Origin of the sequence: Microbacterium cremeum, from assembly GCF_015277855.1 — a bacterium.
Classification (GTDB): Bacteria; Actinomycetota; Actinomycetes; order Actinomycetales; family Microbacteriaceae; genus Microbacterium; species Microbacterium cremeum.
In genome coordinates, this window is sequence record NZ_CP063812.1 from 2,321,862 (window position 1) to 2,344,157 (window position 22,296).

Annotated in this window: 23 protein-coding genes; 1 reads left to right on the forward strand and 22 read right to left on the reverse strand. The window is 70.5% G+C overall.

Annotation, left to right across the window (positions count from 1 at the left end; all coding sequences use genetic code 11):
- Window positions 1-23: 23 nt before the first annotated feature.
- The 16 genes from argF to infC all read right to left on the reverse strand — a co-directional run bounded on the left by argF (window position 24) and on the right by infC (window position 16,161).
- Window positions 24-947: an ornithine carbamoyltransferase gene (gene argF, locus IM778_RS10585; RefSeq protein ID WP_194408865.1), complete on the reverse strand. Its 924-nt coding sequence runs from the start codon at window positions 945-947 to the stop codon at window positions 24-26.
- Window positions 944-2,188 carry an acetylornithine transaminase gene (locus IM778_RS10590; protein WP_194408866.1) on the reverse strand — a complete coding sequence of 415 codons (1,245 nt, stop codon included), beginning with the start codon at window positions 2,186-2,188 and terminating at the stop codon, window positions 944-946. Before IM778_RS10590 ends, argF begins: the two co-directional genes overlap by 4 nt.
- A complete protein-coding gene (gene argB, locus IM778_RS10595) occupies window positions 2,185-3,084 on the reverse strand; it encodes an acetylglutamate kinase (RefSeq protein ID WP_194408867.1) in 900 nt (299 codons plus the stop codon). The genes IM778_RS10590 and argB overlap by 4 nt, the downstream gene beginning before the upstream one ends.
- Window positions 3,081-4,238, reverse strand: a complete 1,158-nt coding sequence (argJ, locus tag IM778_RS10600; RefSeq protein ID WP_194408868.1) for a bifunctional glutamate N-acetyltransferase/amino-acid acetyltransferase ArgJ — start codon at window positions 4,236-4,238, stop codon at window positions 3,081-3,083. Before argJ ends, argB begins: the two co-directional genes overlap by 4 nt.
- Entirely contained in the window at window positions 4,235-5,368 is a 1,134-nt protein-coding gene (locus tag IM778_RS10605) for an N-acetyl-gamma-glutamyl-phosphate reductase (protein ID WP_194408869.1), read from the reverse strand. Before IM778_RS10605 ends, argJ begins: the two co-directional genes overlap by 4 nt.
- Before the next feature lie 253 nt (window positions 5,369-5,621).
- The gene (locus tag IM778_RS10610; protein ID WP_194408870.1) at window positions 5,622-6,605 is read right to left on the reverse strand and encodes a Rossmann-fold NAD(P)-binding domain-containing protein; all 984 of its coding nucleotides are present in this window, start codon (window positions 6,603-6,605) and stop codon (window positions 5,622-5,624) included.
- Between the two features lie 75 nt (window positions 6,606-6,680).
- Window positions 6,681-9,218 (reverse strand): phenylalanine--tRNA ligase subunit beta, encoded by a 2,538-nt coding sequence (gene pheT / locus IM778_RS10615; protein WP_194408871.1) that lies wholly within the window; start codon window positions 9,216-9,218, stop codon window positions 6,681-6,683.
- Window positions 9,218-10,258 carry a phenylalanine--tRNA ligase subunit alpha gene (gene pheS, locus IM778_RS10620; protein WP_194411826.1) on the reverse strand — a complete coding sequence of 347 codons (1,041 nt, stop codon included), beginning with the start codon at window positions 10,256-10,258 and terminating at the stop codon, window positions 9,218-9,220. Before pheS ends, pheT begins: the two co-directional genes overlap by 1 nt.
- Window positions 10,259-10,324: 66 nt before the next feature.
- Complete coding sequence (locus IM778_RS10625; RefSeq protein ID WP_194408872.1) at window positions 10,325-11,275, reverse strand: amino acid ABC transporter permease; 951 nt, start codon at window positions 11,273-11,275, stop codon at window positions 10,325-10,327.
- On the reverse strand, window positions 11,272-11,919 hold the full coding sequence (locus tag IM778_RS10630; RefSeq protein WP_420488829.1) for an amino acid ABC transporter permease: 648 nt from the start codon (window positions 11,917-11,919) through the stop codon (window positions 11,272-11,274). The genes IM778_RS10625 and IM778_RS10630 overlap by 4 nt, the downstream gene beginning before the upstream one ends.
- A 72-nt stretch (window positions 11,920-11,991) precedes the next feature.
- Complete coding sequence (locus IM778_RS10635) at window positions 11,992-12,864, reverse strand: glutamate ABC transporter substrate-binding protein (protein ID WP_194408873.1); 873 nt, start codon at window positions 12,862-12,864, stop codon at window positions 11,992-11,994.
- A 75-nt stretch (window positions 12,865-12,939) separates the two neighbouring features.
- A complete protein-coding gene (locus IM778_RS10640) occupies window positions 12,940-13,737 on the reverse strand; it encodes an amino acid ABC transporter ATP-binding protein (protein WP_228484504.1) in 798 nt (265 codons plus the stop codon).
- 88 nt (window positions 13,738-13,825) lie between these two features.
- Complete coding sequence (locus IM778_RS10645) at window positions 13,826-14,626, reverse strand: TrmH family RNA methyltransferase (RefSeq protein WP_194408874.1); 801 nt, start codon at window positions 14,624-14,626, stop codon at window positions 13,826-13,828.
- Window positions 14,627-14,812: 186 nt separating this feature from the next.
- Window positions 14,813-15,196 carry a 50S ribosomal protein L20 gene (gene rplT, locus IM778_RS10650; RefSeq protein WP_194408875.1) on the reverse strand — a complete coding sequence of 128 codons (384 nt, stop codon included), beginning with the start codon at window positions 15,194-15,196 and terminating at the stop codon, window positions 14,813-14,815.
- A gap of 31 nt (window positions 15,197-15,227) precedes the next feature.
- Window positions 15,228-15,422 (reverse strand): 50S ribosomal protein L35, encoded by a 195-nt coding sequence (gene rpmI / locus IM778_RS10655; protein WP_194408876.1) that lies wholly within the window; start codon window positions 15,420-15,422, stop codon window positions 15,228-15,230.
- Window positions 15,423-15,492: 70 nt separating this feature from the next.
- Entirely contained in the window at window positions 15,493-16,161 is a 669-nt protein-coding gene (infC, locus tag IM778_RS10660; protein WP_194411829.1) for a translation initiation factor IF-3, read from the reverse strand.
- Window positions 16,162-16,430: 269 nt separating this feature from the next.
- On the opposite strand from infC, the gene IM778_RS10665 reads away from it, so the two are divergent.
- Window positions 16,431-16,820 carry a DUF1844 domain-containing protein gene (locus IM778_RS10665; RefSeq protein WP_194411830.1) on the forward strand — a complete coding sequence of 130 codons (390 nt, stop codon included), beginning with the start codon at window positions 16,431-16,433 and terminating at the stop codon, window positions 16,818-16,820.
- Here IM778_RS10665 and IM778_RS10670 read toward each other — a convergent pair.
- The 6 genes from IM778_RS10670 to IM778_RS10695 form a co-directional block, all read right to left on the reverse strand.
- Window positions 16,813-18,201, reverse strand: a complete 1,389-nt coding sequence (locus IM778_RS10670; protein ID WP_194408877.1) for a pyridoxal phosphate-dependent decarboxylase family protein — start codon at window positions 18,199-18,201, stop codon at window positions 16,813-16,815. The two genes, IM778_RS10665 and IM778_RS10670, sit on opposite strands and share 8 nt — an antisense overlap.
- A 106-nt stretch (window positions 18,202-18,307) precedes the next feature.
- A complete protein-coding gene (locus IM778_RS10675; protein WP_194408878.1) occupies window positions 18,308-19,120 on the reverse strand; it encodes an SseB family protein in 813 nt (270 codons plus the stop codon).
- Complete coding sequence (gene priA / locus IM778_RS10680; RefSeq protein ID WP_194408879.1) at window positions 19,104-19,850, reverse strand: bifunctional 1-(5-phosphoribosyl)-5-((5-phosphoribosylamino)methylideneamino)imidazole-4-carboxamide isomerase/phosphoribosylanthranilate isomerase PriA; 747 nt, start codon at window positions 19,848-19,850, stop codon at window positions 19,104-19,106. The genes IM778_RS10675 and priA overlap by 17 nt, the downstream gene beginning before the upstream one ends.
- A gap of 66 nt (window positions 19,851-19,916) precedes the next feature.
- The gene (hisH, locus tag IM778_RS10685; protein WP_194408880.1) at window positions 19,917-20,597 is read right to left on the reverse strand and encodes an imidazole glycerol phosphate synthase subunit HisH; all 681 of its coding nucleotides are present in this window, start codon (window positions 20,595-20,597) and stop codon (window positions 19,917-19,919) included.
- Window positions 20,594-21,202, reverse strand: coding sequence for an imidazoleglycerol-phosphate dehydratase HisB (hisB, locus tag IM778_RS10690; protein WP_194408881.1), 609 nt, complete (start codon window positions 21,200-21,202; stop codon window positions 20,594-20,596). The genes hisH and hisB overlap by 4 nt, the downstream gene beginning before the upstream one ends.
- A complete protein-coding gene (locus IM778_RS10695; protein ID WP_194408882.1) occupies window positions 21,199-22,293 on the reverse strand; it encodes a histidinol-phosphate transaminase in 1,095 nt (364 codons plus the stop codon). Before IM778_RS10695 ends, hisB begins: the two co-directional genes overlap by 4 nt.
- Window positions 22,294-22,296 lie beyond the last annotated feature (3 nt).

The following is a 22,296-nucleotide window of genomic DNA, read 5'->3' on the forward strand; positions in this document are numbered from 1 at the left end:
TGTCGGGGGGCGCCGGAGACCGATCAGTCCTGCCGCAGCAGCCAGACGAGGAGCGCCTTCTGGGCATGGAGGCGGTTCTCCGCCTCGTCCCACACCACGCTCTGCGGTCCGTCGATCACCTCGGCGTCGACCTCGTAGCCGCGGTCAGCCGGGAGGCAGTGGATGAAGATCGCGTCGCCCTTGGCCAGCGACATGAGCTCTTGCGTGACCTTGTAGCCGCCCAGGTCGCGCAGTCGCTCGAGCTTCTCCTCCTCCTTGCCCATCGACACCCACGTGTCGGTGACGATGACGTCGGCGCCCGCCGCCGCCTCGTTCGGGTCGGTGTAGAGCGTCACCGAACCACCCGTCTCGGCGGCGCGGCGGTCGGCGTCGGCGATCACGTCGTCGCGCGGGGCGTAGGCCTCCGGCGAAGCGACGCGCACGTGCATACCCGCCGTGACGCCGGCCAGCACGTACGAGTGCGCCATGTTCGACTTGCCGTCGCCGAAGAACGCCAGCGTGAGACCGGCGAGGTCGCCCTTGTGCTCCTTGATGGTCAGCAGGTCGGCGAGCAGCTGGCACGGGTGGAAGTCGTCGCTGAGGGCGTTGACGACCGGGACGCGAGTGCCGCGCGCCATCTCCTCGAGGCCCGCCTGGGCGTAGGTGCGCCACACGATGGCCGCCACCTGGCGCTCGAGCACCCGCGCGGTGTCGGACGGGGTCTCCTTGCCGCCGAGCTGGCTGTTGGCCGTCGAGATGATCAGCGGCGAGCCGCCGAGGTCGGCGATGCCGACCGCGAACGACACGCGCGTGCGCGTCGACGACTTGTCGAAGATCACGGCGACGGTCTGCGGGCCCTGGAGCGCCTTCAGCTTCCAGCGGTCCTTCTTGAGCGCGATCGCGAGGTCGAGGATCTCGTCCTGCTCGGCCTGCGTCAGGTCGTCGTCGCGCAGCAGGTGACGGGTCACGCGTGCACCTCCGTCGATGCGGCCGAGGGGGCGTCCAGCAGGAGGGCGTCCTCGACGGTGCGGACCGCCGCCGTGAAGAGCTCCACGAACTCATCGATCTCGACGTCGCCGATGGTGAGCGCCGGCACGAGGCGGATCGTCTCGTCGTTGGGAGCGTTGATCACGAGGCCGTGCTCCTGCGCCGCCGACACGACCGCCTTCGCGACGGGATGCCGCAGCGCCACGCCCAGCAGCAGCCCGCGGCCCCGGCATCCGGCGATCAGCTCCGAGTCGATGCCCTCGATCGCCTTCGTCAGCTGCGCGCCGCGCTCGGCGGCGTTCTGGACGAGGCCGGCGCGTTCGATCTCGCCGACGACGGCGCTCGCCACCGCCGTGCCCAGCGCGTTCCCGCCGAACGTCGACCCGTGCGTGCCGGGATAGAACAGCTCGCTCGCGGCGCCGAACGTGATGAGCGCGCCGATCGGGAACCCACCGCCGATGCCCTTCGCCACCGTGATCGCATCGGGGGTGATGCCCTCGTGCTGGAACGCGAACCACTCGCCGGTGCGACCGGCGCCGGTCTGGATCTCGTCGATGATCAGCAGGGCGCCGTGGCGCTCGGTGATCTCCCGTGCCGCCTTCAGGTAGCCCTCGGGCAGCTCGATGACGCCGGCCTCGCCCTTGACGGGCTCGACGAACAGTGCCGCGACACGGTCGTCGATCGCGGCTTCGAGCGCCTCAGCGGTCGAATCGATGAACTCGACGCCCGGCGTCATCGGCAGGAAGGGCTCCTGCATCCACGGCTTGCCGGTGAGCGCCAGCGTGCCCATGGTGCGGCCGTGGAACGCGTCCTTGAGCGCGAGGATGCGGGGCCGGTCGGACCCGTTCTTCCGGCTGTCGGCGCCGTGCAGGCGCGCGAGCTTGAAAGCCGCCTCGTTGGCCTCGGCGCCCGAGTTGCCGAAGTACACGCGACCCGTCTCGCCGGTGCCGGCGAGCCGCTTGAGCGTCGCCGCGAGCGCGAGCTGCGGCGGCGTCGCGAAGTAGTTCGACACGTGGGCGAGCGTCGCGGCCTGCCGTGAGATCGCCTCGACGAACACCGGGTGGGCGTGACCGAGCGAGTCCACCGCGATCCCCGCGAGGAAGTCGAGGTAGCGCTTGCCGTCGGCATCCCACAGGTACGAGCCCTCGCCGCGGACGAACAACGCCATCCGCTCGCCGAAGCTCCGGACAAGGTCCCGCCCCGCGTCTTCCTGCCACGTCATCCGCGCACCACCTCTGTTCCGATTCCCTTGCTGGTGAAGATCTCGACGAGCACCGAGTGCGGCACCCGCCCGTCGATGATGGCGGCCGTCTCGACGCCGCCTTCGACCGCCTCGAGGCACGCCGACATCTTGGGGATCATGCCCGACTCGAGCCTCGGCATCATCGCGCGCAGCTCCGTCGAGGTCAGATGCGACACGAGCGAGTCGCGGTTCGGCCAGTTCGCGTACAGGCCCGGCACGTCGGTGAGCACCACCAGCTTCGCCGCGCCGAGCGCGACGGCGAGGGCGGATGCCGCGGCATCCGCGTTCACATTGAGCGAGTGCCCCGGGTGGTCGAGGTCGGGGGCGATGCTCGAGACGACCGGGATGCGGCCGGAGGCGAGCTGATCGAGCACCGGCTGCGGATCGACCTCGACGACGTCGCCGACGCGGCCGAGGTCGTGCTCGATGCCCTCGATCACGACGCCGCGGCGGCGTCCGCCGAAGAGCCCTGCGTCTTCGCCGCTGAGACCGGTGGCCACGGGACCGTGCGCGTTGATCTTCGACACGAGCTGCGGGTTGATCTGCCCGGTGAGCACCATGCGCACGACCGAGATCGCCTCGGTCGAGGTGACGCGGTACCCGCCCTTGAACTCGCTGGGGATCTCCAGGCGATCGAGCATCGACGAGATCTGCGGACCGCCGCCGTGGACGACGACGGGCTTGACCCCCACGTAGCGGAGGTACGCGATGTCGGCGGCGAAGGCATCCTGCAGCTCTTCGCTGACCATCGCGTTGCCGCCGTACTTGATCACCACGACCTGGTCGCGGAAGCGCTTGAGCCACGGGAGCGACTCGATCAGCGTCACGGCGCGGGCGCTGGCCTCGTCCGGATCGGTGTCTTGCAGGTCTGTCATGAGGAGTACGCGCTGTTCTCGTGGACGTAGTCGTGCGTGAGGTCGTTGGTGAGGATCCGGGCGGATGCCTCTCCCACCTTGAGGTCGATGACCAGGTCGGTCGCGCGCGGGGTCAGGTCGACCTCTTCGCGCGGCCGGTCGGGGCCGCCCTGCGCGCACACCCGGACACCGTTCATCCACACGTCCACGTCGTACGGATCGAACACGGCCTGCGTGGTGCCGATCGCGGCGAGCACGCGGCCCCAGTTCGGGTCGTTGCCGAAGATGGCGGCCTTGAAGAGGTTGTTGCGGGCGACCGAGCGACCGACCTCGACGGCGTCGTCTTCGGAGGCGGCGTTCCGCACGAGGATGCTGATGTCGTGGCTGGCGCCCTCGGCGTCGCCCTGCAGCTGCTCGGCCAGGGTCGTGCACGCCTCGGCGAGCGCCGCCCGGAACTCCGCGGGGTCGGGGGTGATGCCGGACGCGCCGCTGGCCATCAGGGTCACCTGGTCGTTCGTCGACATGCAGCCGTCCGAGTCGAGTCGGTCGAAGCTGACGCGAGTGGCGTGACGCAGATGCGCGTCGGCTTCCTCGGGACTGAGCACGGCGTCGGTGGTGAGCACCACGAGCATCGTCGCAAGGCCGGGCGCCAGCATCCCCGCCCCCTTCGCCATGCCGCCGATCGTCCAGCCGCCGACGCTCGCGACGACCCGCTTGGGGCGGGAATCGGTCGTCATGATGGCGAGGGATGCCGCCTCACCGCCGGCGGCCGACAGCTCGGCGATGGCGTGCTCGGTGCCGGCGAGCACCTTCGCACGGAAGACCTCGTCGCCGGTGCCGATCAGCCCCGTGGAGCACACCAGGACGTCGCCCGCGCTGACGTCCAGGAGCTCGGCGGCCTTCTCAGCGGTCTGGTGCGTCGTCTGGAAGCCGAACGAGCCGGTGAAGCAGTTGGCCCCGCCCGAGTTGAGCACGATCGCCTCGACGGTGCCGTCCTGGATCACCTGCTGCGACCACAGGATCGGGTTCGCCTTCGCGCGGTTGCTCGTGAACACCGCCGCGCCGACCTTGAGCGGGCCGCGGTTGACGACCACCGCGACGTCGGGGGCGCCGGTCGACTTCAGTCCCGCCGCGACGCCCGCGGCCTCGAATCCCCGGGGCGCCGTGACGCTCACGGTGCCACTCCGTTCACGGTGAGCGCGGTGGCCTCGGGAAGCCCCAGCGCGATGTTCATGGATTGCACGGCGGCACCCGCGGTGCCCTTGGTGAGATTGTCGAGCGCGGTCACCACGACGACACGGTTCGCAGCGCGGTCGATCGCGAGCCCCAGGAGCGCGGTGTTGGCGCCGAGCACATCGGCCGTGCGCGGGAACTCCCCTGCCGGCAGCAGCTGCACGAACGTCTCGTCGCCGTACGCCGCCTCCCAGGCGCCGCGGATCTGCTCGTCGGAGACGCCCGGCGCGATCGGCGCGGTCGATGTGGCGAGGATGCCGCGCGCCATCGGCACGAGGACAGGAGTGAAGGAGATCCGGATGTCGTCATCCGACGTCTCGGTCGTTGAGCGAGCGGAGCGAGACGAAACGTCGCGTCTCGTCTCGTCGCTGCGCTCCTCGCTCAACGACCGGTACGACGCCCGAGCCGCGTACAGCGCCTGGCGGATCTCGGGGATGTGCCGGTGCGTGCCGCCGACGGCATACGGATTCGCGCTGCCGAGGATCTCGCTGGCGAGCAGGTTCGTCTTGAGGCTCTTGCCGGCGCCGGACGGGCCCACGGCGAGCACCGTCACGATGTCGGACGGGTCGATGACGCCCGCCGCGACGCCCGGGGCGAGCGACAGCGAGACCGTCGACGCGTTGCAGCCGGGGGCGGCGATGCGGGTTGCCCCGATCAGCCGCTCGCGCTGCTTGGCGCCTGCCACCGGCAGCTCGGGCACTCCGTAGACCCACGGCTCGTGGAAGTCGCCGCCGTAGTACCGGTCCCAGTCGGCGACCGACTCCAGCCGGTGGTCGGCTCCCGCGTCGATGACGAGCGGGGTGTCGCCGAGCGCGTCGGTGTACTGCCCGGATTGCCCGTGCGGAAGTGCCAGGAACACGATGTCGTGACCGGCGAGGATCTCGGGCGTGGTGTCCTGCAGCGTCAGGTGCGCGAGCGAGCGAAGGTGCGGTTGGTGCTGGATGAGCGGCTGTCCCGCGTTGGAGTGCGCGGTCACGGTGCGGATCTCGACGTCGGGATGCGCGGCGAGGATCCGCAGGATCTCGCCGCCCGCATAGCCGGATGCGCCGGAGACGGCGACCGAATATGTCATGGATTCCACCTTAGAGTCTGGGGCGGGGCCGTTACGGCCCCCGGGCCGGAGACGGCGACGCCCGTTCGCAGACGTCCAGGACAGGACGGCGTTCGGGGGTCGCCTAGACTCGGCGCTCGCGCGGGTCCAGAGAAAGGCGCTGACGGCGTCGGCGCATGGGAGCGGCGCTCAGAACGAGCGTCGGAAGTCCCTGGGTCGCCGAAGGCATGCGCCGACGATAGCCGTCGGGCTGCGGCATCCGCAAATCCGCCGTCTACGCCGCTGCGACTTCTCGCACAAGCGCGAGCTCGTCGGCGCGCGCGAGCCCCGCCCGGCGCGGGCGGTCGAGCCCGCGGGCCTGCTCGTCCCGGAACGTGCGCTCGAGCGTGTCGCGCAGGGGGCGCAGCCGGCCGCCGAGCAGCCGGTACACCGCGTTCGATCGGGTCCAGAAGCCGGTCATCTCGCGTGGCAGCCACAGCGGCAGCGACCGCGGGCCCGACCAGTATGCGACGTCGTGCTGCTCGAGCCAGGTGTCGGTCGCCGTCACGAGCGCGCCGGTGTGGCCGGCGACCTCGCGGGCCAGCCGGAGCACGTCATCGAGATCGGTCGGATCGCCCACGGCATTCGCCACACCGGTCCACCGCTCGCGCCCGATCGCCTGCACGAATCCGGACAGATCGTCGACGTCGATCACCTGGGTCCCGCGCGCGTCGAGGTCCGGCACCAGCACGTCCCCGTCACCCGCGAGCCCGAAGCGCCCGACCCAGTAGCCGAAGCGGTCGGTCGGATCCCCGGGGCCCACGATGAGCCCGGGTCGCACGATGGCCGCGCGATGCCCCAGTGCGCCGCGCACGGATGCCTCGGCGCGCACCTTCGCGCGGCCGTAGTCCTCATCCTCATCCGGGCCGGCGGGCGCGAGCAGCTCGGCCGACTCGCCCGCGCCGGCTTCGTCGTTCGCGGCGTACACCGAGACCGTGGAGATGTACGTCCAGTGCTTCGCCCGCTCCCCCAGCGCCGCGACGGCGGCGGCCACGTGCGACGGCGTCGACGAGATGTCGACCACCTCATCCCACTCACGGCCGGTGACCGCCGCGTAGGCCTCGGGTTCGTCGCGGTCGCCGACGACGAGGGTGGTCCCATACGGCGCGTCCCGACCACCCCGGGCGAGGCAGGTCACGGATGCCCCGGCATCCGCCCACTTCTCGGCGATGCGCCCGCTCAGCCACCCGGTCCCACCCAGCACGAGCACATCGGTCATGGCTTCACCCAACCAGACACGCCGTGCCGCGGCATCCCGATCCGCCGATGGCGGAATCCTCCCTCGCGGAACCCGCTACTCGCGCAGGGTCGCACCGAAACGCTGTGCCGCCACCGCGACGCCGGCGAGCTTGGCCTCGCTGGCCTCGGCTGCCGTCAGCGTGCGATCGGAGGCGCGGAAGCGCAGCGCGAACGTGAGGCTCTTCGCACCCTCCGGCACCCCCTGGCCGCGGTAGTCGTCCACGAGCCGCAACGACTCGAGCAGCTCCCCCGCGCCTTCGACGAGGGCCGCGCGCACCTCGGCGGCGGGCACATCGGCGCCGACGACCAGCGAGACGTCCTGCGTCGCGGCAGGGAAGCCCGACAGCGACGCCGCGACCACCTTCTCGCCCGCGAGCGAGAGCACGAGGTCCAGGTCGAGCTCGGCGACGATCACGCGACCGGGAAGGTCGGAGGCCTCGGCCACCGCGGGCAGGAGCTCGCCCACGTATCCGACCTCGGTACCGGCGACCGACAGCACGCCGGTGCGACCCGGGTGCAACGCCGCGCGCTGCCCCTGCGTCACCTCGACCGCGACGCCCGCGGCGACCGCGATCGTGCGCACGGCGTCCAGCGCGTCCGAGAGGCCGGCGGTGACGGCGTCCACGCCCGGCTGCTTCGCGACGAGGCTCCCGGTCAGCAGCACCGCGACGTGCCGGTGCTGCGGCGGGATCGAGGCGTCGAGCTCGGCGAGGGTCGAGGCGTCCGGACGCACCGCCAACGGCGGCACGTGCGAGGTGCCGTACTGCACGCCCGGCTCGGGAAGGAACACCGCGCCGGTCTCGAACAGCGCGAGATCGGTGAACCCGCGCGAGAGGTTGCGGTGCGCCACCTGCAGCAGGCCCGGGATCAGCGAGCGGCGCAGGAACGGCGCCTGACCGTCGAGCGGGTTGGCGAGCTTGACGCTCGGCAGGTGCTCGCCCGACGCCGAGCCGTGGAGGTCGTTCTGCTCCTCGGTCGTGAAACCGAACGACGGCGTCTCGATGTACCCCGCAGCCGCGAGGGCGTTCGCGACGCGCCGACGTCCCTGCTGCGCGGCGGTCAGGCCGCGGCCCGACGGCGGCAGCGGCAGCACCGACGGGATGCGGTCGTACCCCTCGATGCGGGCGACCTCCTCGGCCAGCGTCCACTTGTCGGTGAGGTCGGGGCGCCACGACGGCGGGATGACGTGCCACCCGGCCGCGTCGTCCTCGTTGGACACGACCTCGCAGCCGATGAGGCGCAACGAGGACTCGATCTGCCCCGGCGTGTAGTCGACGCCGATGAGATGCTGCACGAACAGCGGCGGAAGCTCGATGCCCGGCACGAACACCTCGGCGAACAGGGCCCCGCCGTACTCGTCGTCGCTCGTGCCGCCCGCGTACTCGACCATGAGGTCGGCGACGTGGCGCGCGGCGACGAACGGGACGAGCGGGTCGACACCGCGCTCGAAGCGGCGGGATGCCTCGGAGGGGAGCTTGTGGCGACGGGCCGTGCGCGCGATCGACACGGTGTCGAACGTCGCCGCCTCGATCAGCACGTTGCGCGTGGTGCCGCTCATCTCGGTCGTGCCGCCGCCCATCACGCCGGCGAGGCCGATCGGCCCGGACTCGTCGGTGATGAGGAGGTCTTCGCCGTCGAGCGTGCGCACCTTGCCGTCGAGGGTCTCGAGCTGCTCGCCGCGCGTCGCGCGACGCACCGTGATGCCGCCGTGCAGCTTGTCGAGGTCGTACCCGTGGATCGGCTGCCCGAGTTCGAGCATGACGTAGTTGGTGATGTCGATCAGGATGCCGAGCGAGCGGATGCCCGCGAGCGCGAGGCGCGCGATCATCCATGCCGGTGTCGGCTTGGTGGGGTCGACGTCGCGCACGACGCGGACGACGAACTCGGACGCGCCGACGCGGCCGCGGATGGGCGCCTGGTCGTCGACGACGATCGGGAAGCCCGACCCGGGGGCGAGCTCCTCCCACGGGCGATCGGCCGGGTCGCGGAACGCCGCCCCCGTCGCGTGCGAGAACTCGCGGGCCACACCGCGGATCGACAGCGCGTAGCCGCGATCGGGTGTGACGTTGATCTCGACCGCGGTGTCGTCGAGTCCGAGCAGGGCGATCGCGTCGGTGCCCACCGGCGCGTCGATGCCGAGCTCGACCAGGCGCAGGATGCCGTTGTGCTCGTCACCGAGCCCCAGCTCCTTGGCCGAGGCGATCATGCCATCCGAGACATGCCCGTACGTCTTGCGGGCCGCGATCGGGAACGGGCCGGGGAGCACCGCACCGGGCAGGGTCACGACGACCTTGTCGCCGGCGAAGAAGTTGCGCGCGCCGCACACGATGCCGTGGACGGCGTCGCCGCCGTCGGCCGCGGTCGATCCCTCGGGCGCCACGCGCACCTGGCACCAGCGGATCGTCTTGCCGTTGGACTGCGGCTCCTCGACGAACTCGAGAACCTCGCCGACGACGATCGGACCCTGCAGCTCGAAGCGGTGCACGTCCTCCTCTTCGAACCCGACGCGCACGAGCGCCGCGAGGACGTCCTCGGGCGAGGCATCCGTCGGCACGTCGACATACTCGCGCAGCCATGAGAGAGGGACGCGCATCAGACCACCATTCCGAACTGCTCGCTGAAGCGGACATCGCCCTCGGCCATGTCGCGCATGTCCTGGACGTCGCTGCGGAACATCAGCGTCCGCTCGATGCCCATGCCGAACGCGAAGCCCGAGTACTCCTCGGGGTCGATCCCCGCCGCACGCAGCACGTTGGGGTTGATCATGCCGCAGCCGCCCCACTCGATCCATCGCGCGCCGCCCTTGAAGGTCGGGTGCCACAGGTCGAGCTCGGCGGACGGCTCGGTGAAGGGGAAGAAGTTCGCGCGGAACCGCGTCTTGGCCTCGGCGCCGAACAGCACCTTCGCCGCGTGGTCGAGGGTGCCCTTCAGGTGCGCCATCGTGATGCCCTTGTCGACGACGATGCCCTCGAACTGCGTGAAGACGGGCAGGTGCGTCGCGTCGAACTCGTCGGTGCGGTACACACGGCCCGGGCACAGCACATACAGAGGCAGGTCGCGTTCGAGCATCGAGCGCACCTGCACCGGGCTCGTGTGCGTGCGCATCACCAGGTGACGGTCGACCGGGTCGACGAAGAACGTGTCCTGCATCTGACGCGCCGGGTGGTCGACGTCGAAGTTCAGCGCGTCGAAGTTGTACCACTCGTGCTCGAGCTCGGGGCCCTCCGCGATCTCCCAGCCCATGCCGACGAAGATGTCGGCGATCTGCTCCTGCAGGAGGGAGATCGGATGCCGCGCCCCGACGCGCGCGCGTGCCGGCAGCGCCGTGACATCCACGCGCTCGGCTTCCAGACGCGCAGCGGTCTCGGCTGCGACCAAGTCCTCCTCGCGCGCCGAGAAGGCCTGGTTCACCCGCGCGCGGGCCTGCCCGACGAGCTTGCCGAGCTCGGCCTTCTTCTCGTTCGGCACGTTCCGCAGGCGCGCGTTGAGCCGGGCCAACGCCGAGCCCTCGGCGGAGTGCGCGGAACGGGCCGCCTTCAGCGCGGCGGTGTCAGCGGCCTCGGCGATCGCGGCGAGCGCCGCGTCCACGGCAGCGGACACCGCATCGGGCGTGATCTCCGCCGGATCAGACAGGGGTGTTTCGGGTGCGTCGGACACGAGAGACGAGTCTACCGACGGCGGATGCCTCGCCTCGCCGTGTCAGAGCGACGTTCCGTCGTGCCGGCCCAGCCCGCGATTCGCCGCCGTCCGCTCAGCCTCGTCGGCCCGCGCCTCGGCCTCGAGGAGCGCCGCCGGATTGAGGGGATCCGCTGCCTTGCCCCGACGTGTGCGCCCGCTCGCCGTGCGACGGGCGAGCCAGCGGGCGAACCACGACAGCGTGAGGTTGATCGCGAGGTAGATCACGAGCGTCACGATGAACATCGAGAACAAGTACCGGTTGCCGAAGAAGCTCAGCAGGTTGTTCATGTTGTTCCGGATGATCTCGTTGTACCCGACGATGTAGCCGAGCGACGTGTCCTTCAGGAGCACGACCAACTGCGCGACGATGATCGGCAGCATCTGCCGGAACGCCTGCGGGAACTCCACGAGCATCTTGGACTGGAACTCGCGCATACCGACGCTGAGCGCGGCTTCACGCTGACCGCGCGGGAGCGCCGCGAGGCCCGCGCGCAGGATCTCACCGATGAGGGTGCCGTTGTACAGGATGAGGGCGATCACGACGGCCCAGAAGGCACCGGTCGAGGCCACGAGGAGGATGAAGAGCATCATCAGCAGCACGGGCATGCCGCGCAGGAACTCCAGCAGTCCGGCGACCGGAATGCGGATCCAGCCGAACTTCGATGTGCGCAGCAGCGAGAACACGATGCCGAGCACGATCGCGCCCACGGCCGCGACCGCCGCCGCCTGCAGGGTGGCGACGACGCCGCGCCCGATCGAGGCCCACACGACCGGGTCGGTGAATATGTCCCAACGGCTGGGATCGAACATGCCGGGAAGCGTGATGCCGCCGGACTCCCGCGGCGCCGCCAGGAGCGTCACGACCCACACCGCCACGGCGAGGATCAGGATCAGCGAGACGATCGAGAGGACCCGCGAGAGCATGCGCGCCCGCGGCCCGGGTGCGTCGAAGAGGACGGAGGTGCCGGTCATCGCTTCACCACCCAGCGCTTCTCGAGCCGCGCGGCGGCGAAGCCGAGCGGAACGGTGATGACGAGGTAAAGAACGGCCGCCGTGAGCAGGATCGGAATCACGATGTTCCCGTTGTCGTTGGCGAGCTGACGCGTCGTCGCGAACAGCTCGACGACGAAGAATCCGCCGGCGACCGAGGTGTTCTTGGTGAGGGCGATGAAGACGTTGATGAGCGGCGGGATGGTCATGCGGAACGCCTGTGGGAGGACCACCAGCGAGACCGTCTGGCCGAAGCCGAGACCGATGCTGCGCGCGGCTTCGGCCTGGCCGATGGGGACGCCGTTGATGCCTGATCGCAGCGCCTCGGCGACGAACGGCGAGGTGTAGTAGGTCAACGCGACGAACGCGAGCAGAAGGTACGGGGCGCGCATGCCCAGCATGGGGAGCACGAACGCGGTGAAGAAGAAGACGAGCGTGAGCGGCGTGTTACGGGCGACCTCGGTCCAGAACGCTGCGAACCCGCGCAGCGCAGCGACGGGGGAGATGCGCATCGCCGCGATGAGCGTGCCGAGGATCAACGACAGCACACCCGATACGACGAGCAGGAGGAGGGTGACACGGAAGCCGTCCATGAAGATGGGCATCAGCGACCAGAGCTGCTCCAACGAGTTCTCCTTCCTGCCGGTCGAGGGACTGGCGACGACCCGGCCCGGTGCCGGGCCGGGTCGTCGTCGTGATCAGTAGCGGTCGGGTGCCGGCGGCTCGACGTACGGCAGCACTGTGCCGGCCGTGGAGTTCCAGGCCGCCTCGTAGCGGCCGTCCTCGTACGAGGCCTCGAGCACGTCGTTGATCCACATGCGGAACTCAGTGTCTTCGAGCGCGAGGCCGATGCCGTAGGGCTCATCGGTGAAGGGCTCGCCGACGACCTTGAACTCGCCCTCGTTCTGGGCGGCGAGGCCCGCGAGGATCACGTTGTCGGTCGATACCGCGACGACCTGGCCGTTGCGCAGCGGCTCGAGGCAGTTCGAGTAGGTGTCGGTGAGCACCGGCTCGGCGCCGATCTCGGCGAGCTTGGCCGCCGGGGTCGAACCGGTCACGGAGCAGACGGGCTGCCCGACGAGGTCTTCCTCGCTCTCGATGTCGTCATTGTCGGCGAGCACGAGGATGGACTGGCCGGCCATGTAATACGGGCCCGCGAACGAGACGACCTCCTTGCGCTTGTCGTTGATCGTGTAGGTCGCGATGACGATGTCGACCTCACCGTTCTGGATGAACGGCTCGCGGTTGGCCGAGACCGATTCCTTCCATTCGATGCTTCCCTCGTCGATGCCGAGCTCGGCGGCGATGATCTTGCCGATCTCGACGTCGAAGCCCTCGGGCGTGCCCGAGGGGCCCATGAGACCGAACAGCGGCTGGTCGAACTTGGTGCCGATCGTGATGGTGCCGGCCTCGTTGAGCTCGGCCATCGTCGTGCCCTCTTCGAAGGTGACCTCTTCGGGCTCGGGGGCGGGGGTGTCTTCGCCGCCGGGCGTGCCGCCGGTGGCGCACGCCGACAGCGCAAGGGCGCCGGCGGCGGCCAGCGCGATCAGCGGAAGTCGCATTCGCTTCATGTCTTCGTCCTTTGCTGTGATGGACCGCTCGTGACGGTCCTCTCGGATCCCGGCCGCTCGGGCCGGGAGTCTGGGTCAGTGCTCCAGGATCTTGGACAGGAAGTCCTTCGCCCTGTCGCTCTGCGGGTTCGTGAAGAACTTCTCGGGCGTCGCCTCCTCGACGATCGCCCCATCGGCCATGAACAGCACGCGGTCGGCGGCCTTGCGCGCGAAGCCCATCTCGTGGGTCACGACGATCATCGTCATGCCCTCCTGGGCGAGCCCGATCATGACATCGAGCACTTCGTTGATCATCTCGGGGTCGAGCGCGCTCGTCGGCTCGTCCATGAGGATGAGCTTGGGGTTCATCGCCAGCGACCGCGCGATCGCGACGCGCTGCTGCTGCCCGCCCGACAACTGGCTCGGCATCTTCTTGGCTTGATTGGCCACGCCGACACGGTCGAGCAGCTGCATCGCCTTGTCGTCGGCATCCTTCTTCTTCATGCCCCGCACCCTGATCGGGCCGAGCGTGACGTTCTCGAGCACCGACTTGTGCGCGAAGAGGTTGAACGACTGGAACACCATGCCGACGTCGGCGCGGAGCTTCGCGAGGCCCTTGCCCTCTTCGGGCAGCGGGACGCCGTCGATCATGATGCGACCGGAGTCGATCGTCTCGAGCCGGTTGATGGCGCGGCACAGCGTCGACTTGCCGGAGCCGGACGGACCGATCACGACCACGACCTCGCCGCGGTTGACCACGGTGTCGATGTCGTTCAGCACGTGGAGGTCGCCGAAGTGCTTGTCGACGTGCTCGATCACCACGAGCGGCTCGCCGCGACGGACATTGATGTTCGAGGTACGCGGCGCCGCTGCCGGTGCGTCAGGTGTCGCCATGTCCATCACCCTAGGCGCGCGCGTCTGCCCTCGGCCAGTGGGGCGCGGACCCTTTACCGATCTGTAACAGCAGCGGAATGAACGCCGCTCACCCGGCAGCGCGCTGGGCGAACGCCGTCTCGTACAGGCAGACGCTCGCCGCGGTCGCGAGGTTCAGCGATTCGGCGGCGCCGTAGATCGGCAGCCGCAGCGACAGGTCCGCGAGGGCGAGGGCGTCCTCGTCGAGACCTCGGGCCTCGTTGCCGAACAGCCACGCGGTCGGCTCGGCGAGCAGATCGCGCGACGCGAGGAAGTCCCCTCCCCCGACATCGGCGGCCACGACCCGCACGCCGGCGGCATGGGCCTTCTCGACGGCTGTCGCGAGATCGACGCCGACGGCGACCGGCAGGTGGAACAGCGATCCGGTCGTGGCGCGCACGACCTTCGGGTTGTAGGGGTCGACGGTGCGCCCGGTCAGCACGACCGCGTCGGCGCCCGCCGCGTCGGCTGCGCGGATGATCGTGCCGAGATTGCCGGGGTCGCGCACCTCCTCGCAGATCGCGACGAGGCGCGGCGCGGCGGCGAAGACGTCGCGCACCGACGTCGGGGACTGGCGCGCGACGGCGACGATCCCCTGCGGCGTCACGGTGTCGGCCATCGCGTCGAGCACGGCCTCACTCGTGAAGACCACCTCGATGCCGGCATCCGTCGCCGCCTCGCGGAGGTCGGAGTGCTTCTCGATCGCCGTCGGCGTGGCGAAGAGCTCGACGAGGGTCTCAGGACGATACGCCAGCACCTCCCGCGCCGCCTGCGGCCCCTCGAGCAGGAACAGCCCGGTCTCGTGCCGGGCGCTGCGCTTAGTCAGCTTCGCGACGGCGCGGACACGCGGAGAGCGAGGGTTCTCGAGCACGGCTCTCAGTCTAGGTCGCGGCATCTGCGTTTCGTCTCGCTTCGCTCGCTCAACGACCGACGGGAGGGGTCGCTCGCTCGACGACCGACGAGGGGGGTCGCTCGCTCAACGACCGACGGGCGCCCGGGAACGCGAAAAGGGCGCCCTCCGCGAGGAGGACGCCCTTTCGAAGCCAGGCAGCCGGTGTCAGGCGCTCTTGGGAGCGTTGACGTTCTCGGGCAGAGCCTTCTTGGCCGTCTCGACGAGCGACGCGAACGTCTTGGGCTCGTTCACCGCGAGCTCCGCGAGCATGCGACGGTCCACCTGCACACCCGCGAGGCCGAGGCCCTGGATGAAGCGGTTGTACGTGATGCCGTTCTGGCGGCTCGCGGCGTTGATGCGCTGGATCCACAGGCGGCGGAAGTCGCCCTTGCGCTTGCGGCGGTCGCGGTACGCGTAGACGAGCGAGTGGGTGACCTGCTCCTTCGCCTTGCGGTACAGGCGCGAACGCTGACCCCGGTAACCGGAGGCGCGCTCGAGGATGACGCGACGCTTCTTGTGGGCGTTTACGGCCCGCTTGACTCTAGCCATTTCGTTTGGTTCCTAACTTGCGTCGGCGCGATCAGCGGCCGAGGAGCTTCTTCGCGACCTTGGCGTCGCCGGGGGCGAGGACCTGGTCCTGCGACAGACGGCGGGTACGGCGGCTGGGCTTGCCCTCGAAGTTGTGGCGAAGGTTCGCCTGCTGCTTCATGAGCTTCCCGCTGCCGGTGACCTTGAAGCGCTTCTTGGCGCCCGAGTGGGTCTTCTGCTTCGGCATCTCTTCTTCCTTCGTTTCACTTCCCGCACAGGCGGGAGTCGGATCCCGCGGTGCGGGGGTCGGTGGGGCCTTACTCGGCCGGGGCGGCCTCTGCGGCGTCGTTCTCGTCCGGCGTGGCGGGCGCGCCGCCGGTGCGGGCGGAACGGGCTGCTTCCTTGTTGGCGGCGCGCTGAGCGTTCTGCTCGGTCTTCACCTCGGACTTGTTCTTGTGCGGCGCGACGACCATCACCATGTTGCGGCCGTCGATCGTGGGGTTCGACTCGACCGTGCCGAACTCCGCGACGTCCTCGGCGAACTTGCGGAGCAGGCGCACGCCCTGCTCGGGGCGCGACTGCTCGCGACCGCGGAACAGGATCATCGCCTTGACCTTGTCGCCGGACTGCAGGAAGCCCTCGGCGCGCTTCAGTTTGGTTATGTAGTCGTGTGCCTCGATCTTCAGACGGAACCGGACCTCCTTGAGGACGGTGTTCGCCTGATTGCGACGCGCTTCCTTGGCCTTCTGCGCAGCCTCGTACTTGAACTTGCCGTAGTCCATGATCTTGACCACGGGGGGCTTCGAGTTCGGGGCCACCTCGACGAGATCGAGGTCGGCCTCTTGGGCCAGGCGCAGTGCCACCTCGATGCGGACGACGCCGACCTGCTCACCCGCGGGTCCGACGAGGCGGACCTCGGGGACGCGGATGCGGTCGTTGGTGCGGGGATCGCTGATGCGGAGCTCCTTCGTGCGGGTGATGACCACCGCGACACGGATGCGTCGCGGGCGGAGGACGATCCACTCCACCCGTCGAGACGCTGGGAGCGCCGACTCTGCACCCTGTTCCCGCGCGATTCCCGAGCGGCTACCCCGGCCGCGGAACGGTCGGGGCGGAGTGCGTGACCCGGTAGCCTGGAACGGCAAGCGCGGGTGGGATGTAGATCCTCTTTCCGATCCGGTGCAGAACGCACCGGAGACCGCAGCAGTCTATCAGAGAGTACGGCGTGGACACGATTCGAGACCGGGACGGCGACATGAACGGCACAGCGGCGGCACAGGATGCCGACCGCCAGGCCCGCTGGGAGGATCAGGAACGCGCTGCGGCATCCGCCACCCGCGACATCGCGGACGTGCCGGCGGTCGAAGTCATCACCACGACCGCGGTGCATCTCCTGAGCGCCGCCGCGGTGAAGGTCGGACTCGCCGACGACCCGGCGGCCCAGACCGATCTCGACGAAGCGCGCAAGCTCATCAACGCCCTCGCCGGTCTCATCACGGCGGGGGCACCCGAGATCAGCGACATGCACGCACGCTCGCTCCGCGACGGTCTGCGATCGGTGCAGCTGGCCTTCCGCGAGGCGTCGGTGATCCCCGACCCGATCGGTCAGGGCCCCGGCGAGAAGTGGACCGGCCCGGTCAACTGATCCCCACCGCCGCCGCGCCGCGCGCGACAGCGTCCACGGTGCGGGCGACGGCTGCGGCATCCGTCCCCCGATTGCTGACGGCGAAGCGCACCACGGTGCGCCCCTGCCATGCCGACGACGACGCCCACACGGTGCCCTCGGCGCGCAGCCACTCCCCCAATGCGGCGGTCGCGGTGTCATCGGGTCCGGCGAGGCACACCTGCGTGAAGACGACGTCGTTGAGCACCGCGAGGCCGGGGATCATCCGGAATCCGGCGGCGAGGGCGGATGCCGCGGCCGCGAGCCCGTCGACGAGGTCGGCGACGCCGGACCGGCCGAGCGAGCGCAGCGCCGCCCATACCGGCACGCCGCGCGCACGGCGCGAGAGCTCGGGAACGCGATCGTACGGGTCGGGGATGTCGGCGACCGTCGGCAGATAGGCGGCATGGGCGCCGAGCGACGCCGTCATGGCGGCCTCGTCCCGCACGATCGCGACGCCGCAGTCGTACGGCACGTTGAGGGTCTTGTGGGCGTCGGTCGCCCACGAGTCCGCGTCGGCCATTCCCGCCACGAGGTGGCGCAGGCGTGGCGCCGCGGCCGCCCACAGTCCGAAGGCGCCGTCCACGTGCACCCAGGCCCCGGCGCGCCGGGCCACCTCGATCGCCGCGGAGAAGTCGTCGAATGCGCCGGAGTGCACGTCACCGGCCTGCAGCGCGACGATGGCCGCCGCGTCGGGGTCGATGGCGAGCGCGCGCTCCAGGCCTTCGACGTCGATGCGGCCCTCGTCGTCGGCACCCACGGTCTGAGGCGCGCCCAGGCCCGCGATCCGGGCGGCGAGCACGACCGACGTGTGCACCGCGTCACCGGCGAGCAGGCGCACGCGCGGGGCGCGCTGCAACCCGCGGAGCGGATCGTGCCCACGGGCGCGCAGCACCGCGTCGCGCGCGACGACCAGGCACGACAGATTGGCGCTCGTGGCGCCCGTGACGAACCCGACGCCGCTTCCGGGCGGAAGCCCGAGGAGGTCGAGCAGCCAGCCCGCGGCGACCTCCTCGACCGCGGCGGTGCCGGGTGTCGGCTGACGCGACCCGGTGTTCTGGTCCCACGCCGAGACGAGCCAGTCCGCGGCGAGCGCGGCGGGGTACGTGCCGCCGATCACGAAGCCGTAGAAGCGGGGCGACCCCATCGCCATGAGTCCGGGCTCGACGGCCTCGGCCAGCGCGCCGACGACGTCGAGCGCCGGCTCCCCCTCGTCGGGCAGTCGACGGTCCAGTCGCGCCAGGATGCCGTCGACGTCGGCCTCCGGCCGGATCGGCCGGTCCGCGACGGAGTCGAGCCACGACCGCGCGTGACGATGCGCCGCCTCCAGCGCGGATTCGTATTCAGGACGCTGCGCAGACATGGCACCCTCCCGGTGTCGGGGTTCACACGACGCCAGGACGGACTCTACGCCGATCACCCGATGCGCGGCATGCCGGGACTCGGCACGACGCGACAGGTTCAGCGAGTCACGCGCGGACGAGCTTGACGGTGAGCGAGTCCACGAGCACCGCGATGCGATCATCGGCGGCCCACCGCTTGGCGAGGCGCGCGAGGACCGCGTCGAGCTCCTCCTGCTCCAGCCCGTGGATGAGATGAAGCCGCACCACGAGCTCGGGTCCGCGCAGCCGGGCGTCCGGGTCGCCGGGCTCGACGGCGAAGTCGATCACGGCGAGTTCGCCGCCGATGCTCTCGTTCAGCCCCGCGAAGACCTCGGGCGACGCGAAGCTCGGCTCCCAGGGCTGCCCCTGACCGATCGCCCACACGGCGGGGCGGCGGATCACGAACTCCGTCGGCGAGGCCGGGTCGACGACGATGAGCTCGGTGTCGTCGGCCACGGCCGCCAGCGCCGTGCGCACGCCGTCGACCGGGACGGGCCGTGCCGAGGCATCCCACCGCCCCATCGCCTCGACCGACGTGAACACCGGCAGCACGCGGCGCCCGTCGGGGGCGGCGACGGTGACGATCGACAGCTCCTGCGTCTTGTCGACGGCGAGACCGTGCGCGCCGACGCTCCCGGAATCCGGTTCGTCAGCCTGTCCGAGTGCTGCGAGCAGCGGGATCAGGAGGCGGGCGCCGCGGTACGCGTCCACGACCTCGCGCTGGCCGCCGCGACCGGCCCGGAACGCCGTCAGCGCTGCGAGCAGCGCGGGATCGGCCGAGCCGTCGTCGGACGAGTGGGGATTGTCGTGAAAGCTGCGCCCCGCCCACGGCACGCCGGCGGAGTCGGTCGCGGGATCCGCGCCGTGATCGTGGTCGTGCGGGCTACTTTCCGGCGACATCCAGCGCCTCGGCGAGCGTGAAGGCGCCGGCGTACAGCGCCTTGCCCACGATCGCTCCCTCGACGCCCAGCGGCACGAGATCGCGCAGCGCCACGATGTCGTCGAGACTCGACACACCGCCGGACGCCACGACCGGCTTGGGAGTACGGGAGGTCAGCTCGCGCAGCAGCTCGAGGTTCGGACCCCGGAGCGTGCCGTCCTTCGTGACGTCCGTGACGACGTAGCGGCTGCAGCCCGCCTCCTCGAGGCGGGCGAGAACCGTCCACAGGTCGCCGCCCTCGCGCGTCCAGCCACGGGCGGCCAGCGTCGTGCCGCGCACATCGAGTCCGACGGCGATCACGTCGCCGTAGCGCCCGATCACGTCGGCGGCCCATTCCGGGTTCTCGAGCGCCGCGGTGCCGAGGTTGATGCGCGAGGCCCCGCTCTCGAGCGCCGCCTCGAGCGTGCGATCGTCGCGGATGCCGCCCGACAGCTCCACCTGCACGCCGCGGACCTGCTTGATCACCTTGCGCATCACGGCGGCGTTGTTCCCGCGGCCGAACGCCGCATCGAGGTCGACCAGGTGGATCCACTGCGCCCCCTGGCGCGCGAAATCGAGCGCCGCGTCGACGGGGTCGCCGTAACTGGTCTCGGTGCCCGCCTCTCCCTGGGTCAGGCGCACCGCCTTGCCGTCCGCGACATCGACCGCGGGAAGAAGGACGAGCTTGGGTGTGGAGGCGAAATCGTTCATGGCTCCCTGGCTGTTTGAGAACTGTGCGGGAGGTTCCGCGGAGCGCACTCGGCGGACGGCACGATCTCAGAGGGTAGCCCCGCTGAGCCCTTCGATCCAATTCGCGAGCAGCCGGATGCCGGCATCCCCCGATTTCTCGGGGTGGAACTGCGTAGCCGACAGCGGCCCGTTCTCGACCGCGGCGAGGAACGGGGCTCCGTAGGTGCACCACGTGAGGGTCGGCTGCGGGAACGGCGGCTGCACATCGAGCAGCCACTTCTGCACGCCGAACGAGTGGACGAAGTAGAACCGCTCGTGCTCGATGCCACGGAACAGCCTCGACCCCGCCCCGGGCTCCACCGTGTTCCACCCCATGTGCGGGAGGACGGGCGCGTCGAGCTCGGTGACGATCCCGGGCCACTCGCCCATGCCCTCGGTGTCGACGCCGCGCTCCACGCCGCGCTCGAAGAGCACCTGCATGCCGACGCAGATGCCGAGGACGGGCCGGCCGCCGGCGAGGCGGCGCTCGATGAGCTCATCCCCGCGGCTGGCGCGGAGCGCCTCGGCGACGGCGCGGAAGGCGCCGACCCCCGGCACCACGAGCCCGTCAGCCTCCAGCACGAGACCGCGATCGGACGTCAGGCGGGCGTCGGCACCGGCCGCCGCGAGCGCCTTGACGGCGGAGTGGACGTTGCCCGAGCCGTAGTCGAGGACCGCGACGAGCGGCTTCGCCGCGTCTACTGCGCGAAGCTCGGGAGCCTCGCTCACAGAGCACCCTTCGTGCTGGGGATGCCCTCGACCAGCGGATCGAGCGCCTTCGCCTGGCGGAAGGCGCGTGCGAACGCCTTGTATTCGGCCTCGGCGATGTGGTGCGGGTCCCGGCCCGACAGCACGCGGACGTGGACGGTGAGCGCGGCGTTGAAGGCGATCGCCTCGAATGTGTGGCGCACGAGCGAACCTGTGAAGTGTCCGCCGATGAGGTGGTGCTCGAATCCGGCGGGCTCGCCGGTGTGGACGAGGTACGGGCGCCCGCTGATGTCGACGACGGCCTGGGCGAGCGCCTCGTCGAGGGGGACGAGCGCGTCGCCGTACCTCGAGATGCCGGACTTGTCGCCGAGCGCTTCGCGGATCGCCTGGCCGAGCACGATCGAGATGTCTTCGACGGTGTGGTGCGCGTCGATGTCGGTGTCGCCCGACGCCCGCACGGTGAGGTCGGTGAGCGAGTGCTTCGCGAACGCCGTCAGCAGGTGGTCGAAGAACGGCACGGTCGTGTCGATGCGGCTGCGCCCGGAGCCGTCGAGGTCGAGCTCGAGCTCGACGGTGGACTCGCTCGTCGCTCGCCGGAGCGACGCCGTACGGGGTTCAGCGCTCATGCGGCCGATCCTACCGAGGCCAGCGCGTCGAGGAATGCGGTCGTCTCGTCCGCCGTGCCCGCCGTGACCCGGAGGTGGTGCGGGATCCCGACGTCCCGGATGAGCACGCCGCGGTCGTAGAGCCCCTGCCACGTCGCGGCCGGGTCGTCGACGCCGCCGAAGAGCACGAAGTTCGTCCACGAGTCGTGCGCCGTGTAGCCGAGCGCCTCCACCGTGGCGGCGATGCGGTGGCGCTGCACGACGATCTCGTCCACCATCCGCAGCATGACCGGCGCGTGGCGCAGCGCCGCACTCGCGGCCGCCTGCGTGAGTGCGCTCAGGTGGTACGGCAGCCGCACCAGGCGGAGCGCGTCGATGAGGACGGGGTCGGCAGCCAGGTAGCCGACACGGGCCCCTGCGAACGCGAACGCCTTGCTCATCGTGCGCGACACGACGAGCCGTTCGCGCCCCTCGAGCAGGGTCAGAGCGGAGGCCTGGTCGTGCGGGGCGAACTCGAAGTACGCCTCGTCGACCACCACCACGCCGTCGGTGGCGTCGTAGACGGCCTCGACGACATCGAGGCCGAGCGGAGTGCCGGTCGGGTTGTTGGGCGAGCACAGGAACACCACGTCGGGCGCCGCGTCGGCGACCTGAGCCGCCGCGTCCGCGGCCTCGAGCGTGAAGTCGGGCGCCCGGGTGCCCGAGATCCACTCGGCGCCGGTGCCCCGCGCGAGCAGGGGGTACATCGAGTACGTGGGGGCGAAGCCGAACGCGGTGCGCCCCGGCCCGGCGAAAGCCTGGAGGATGTGCTGGAGCACCTCGTTGGAGCCGTTCGCGGCCCAGATCCGGTCGCGGTCGAGCCCGTGGCCGAGATAGTCGGCGAATCCCTCGCGTAGAGCAGTGAACTCGCGGTCCGGGTAGCGGTTGACGTCGCGCAGGGCGCGGGCGATCGAATCCACGATGTCGTCGGCGACGTCCTGCGGCACGGGATGCGTGTTCTCGTTGACGTTCAGCGCAACGGGAAGCGCTGCCTGCGGGGCTCCGTACGGCTTCTGCCCGCGGAGATCGGCGCGCAAGGGAAGGTCTTCGAGGCGTGGACTCACCCCTCCCATGCT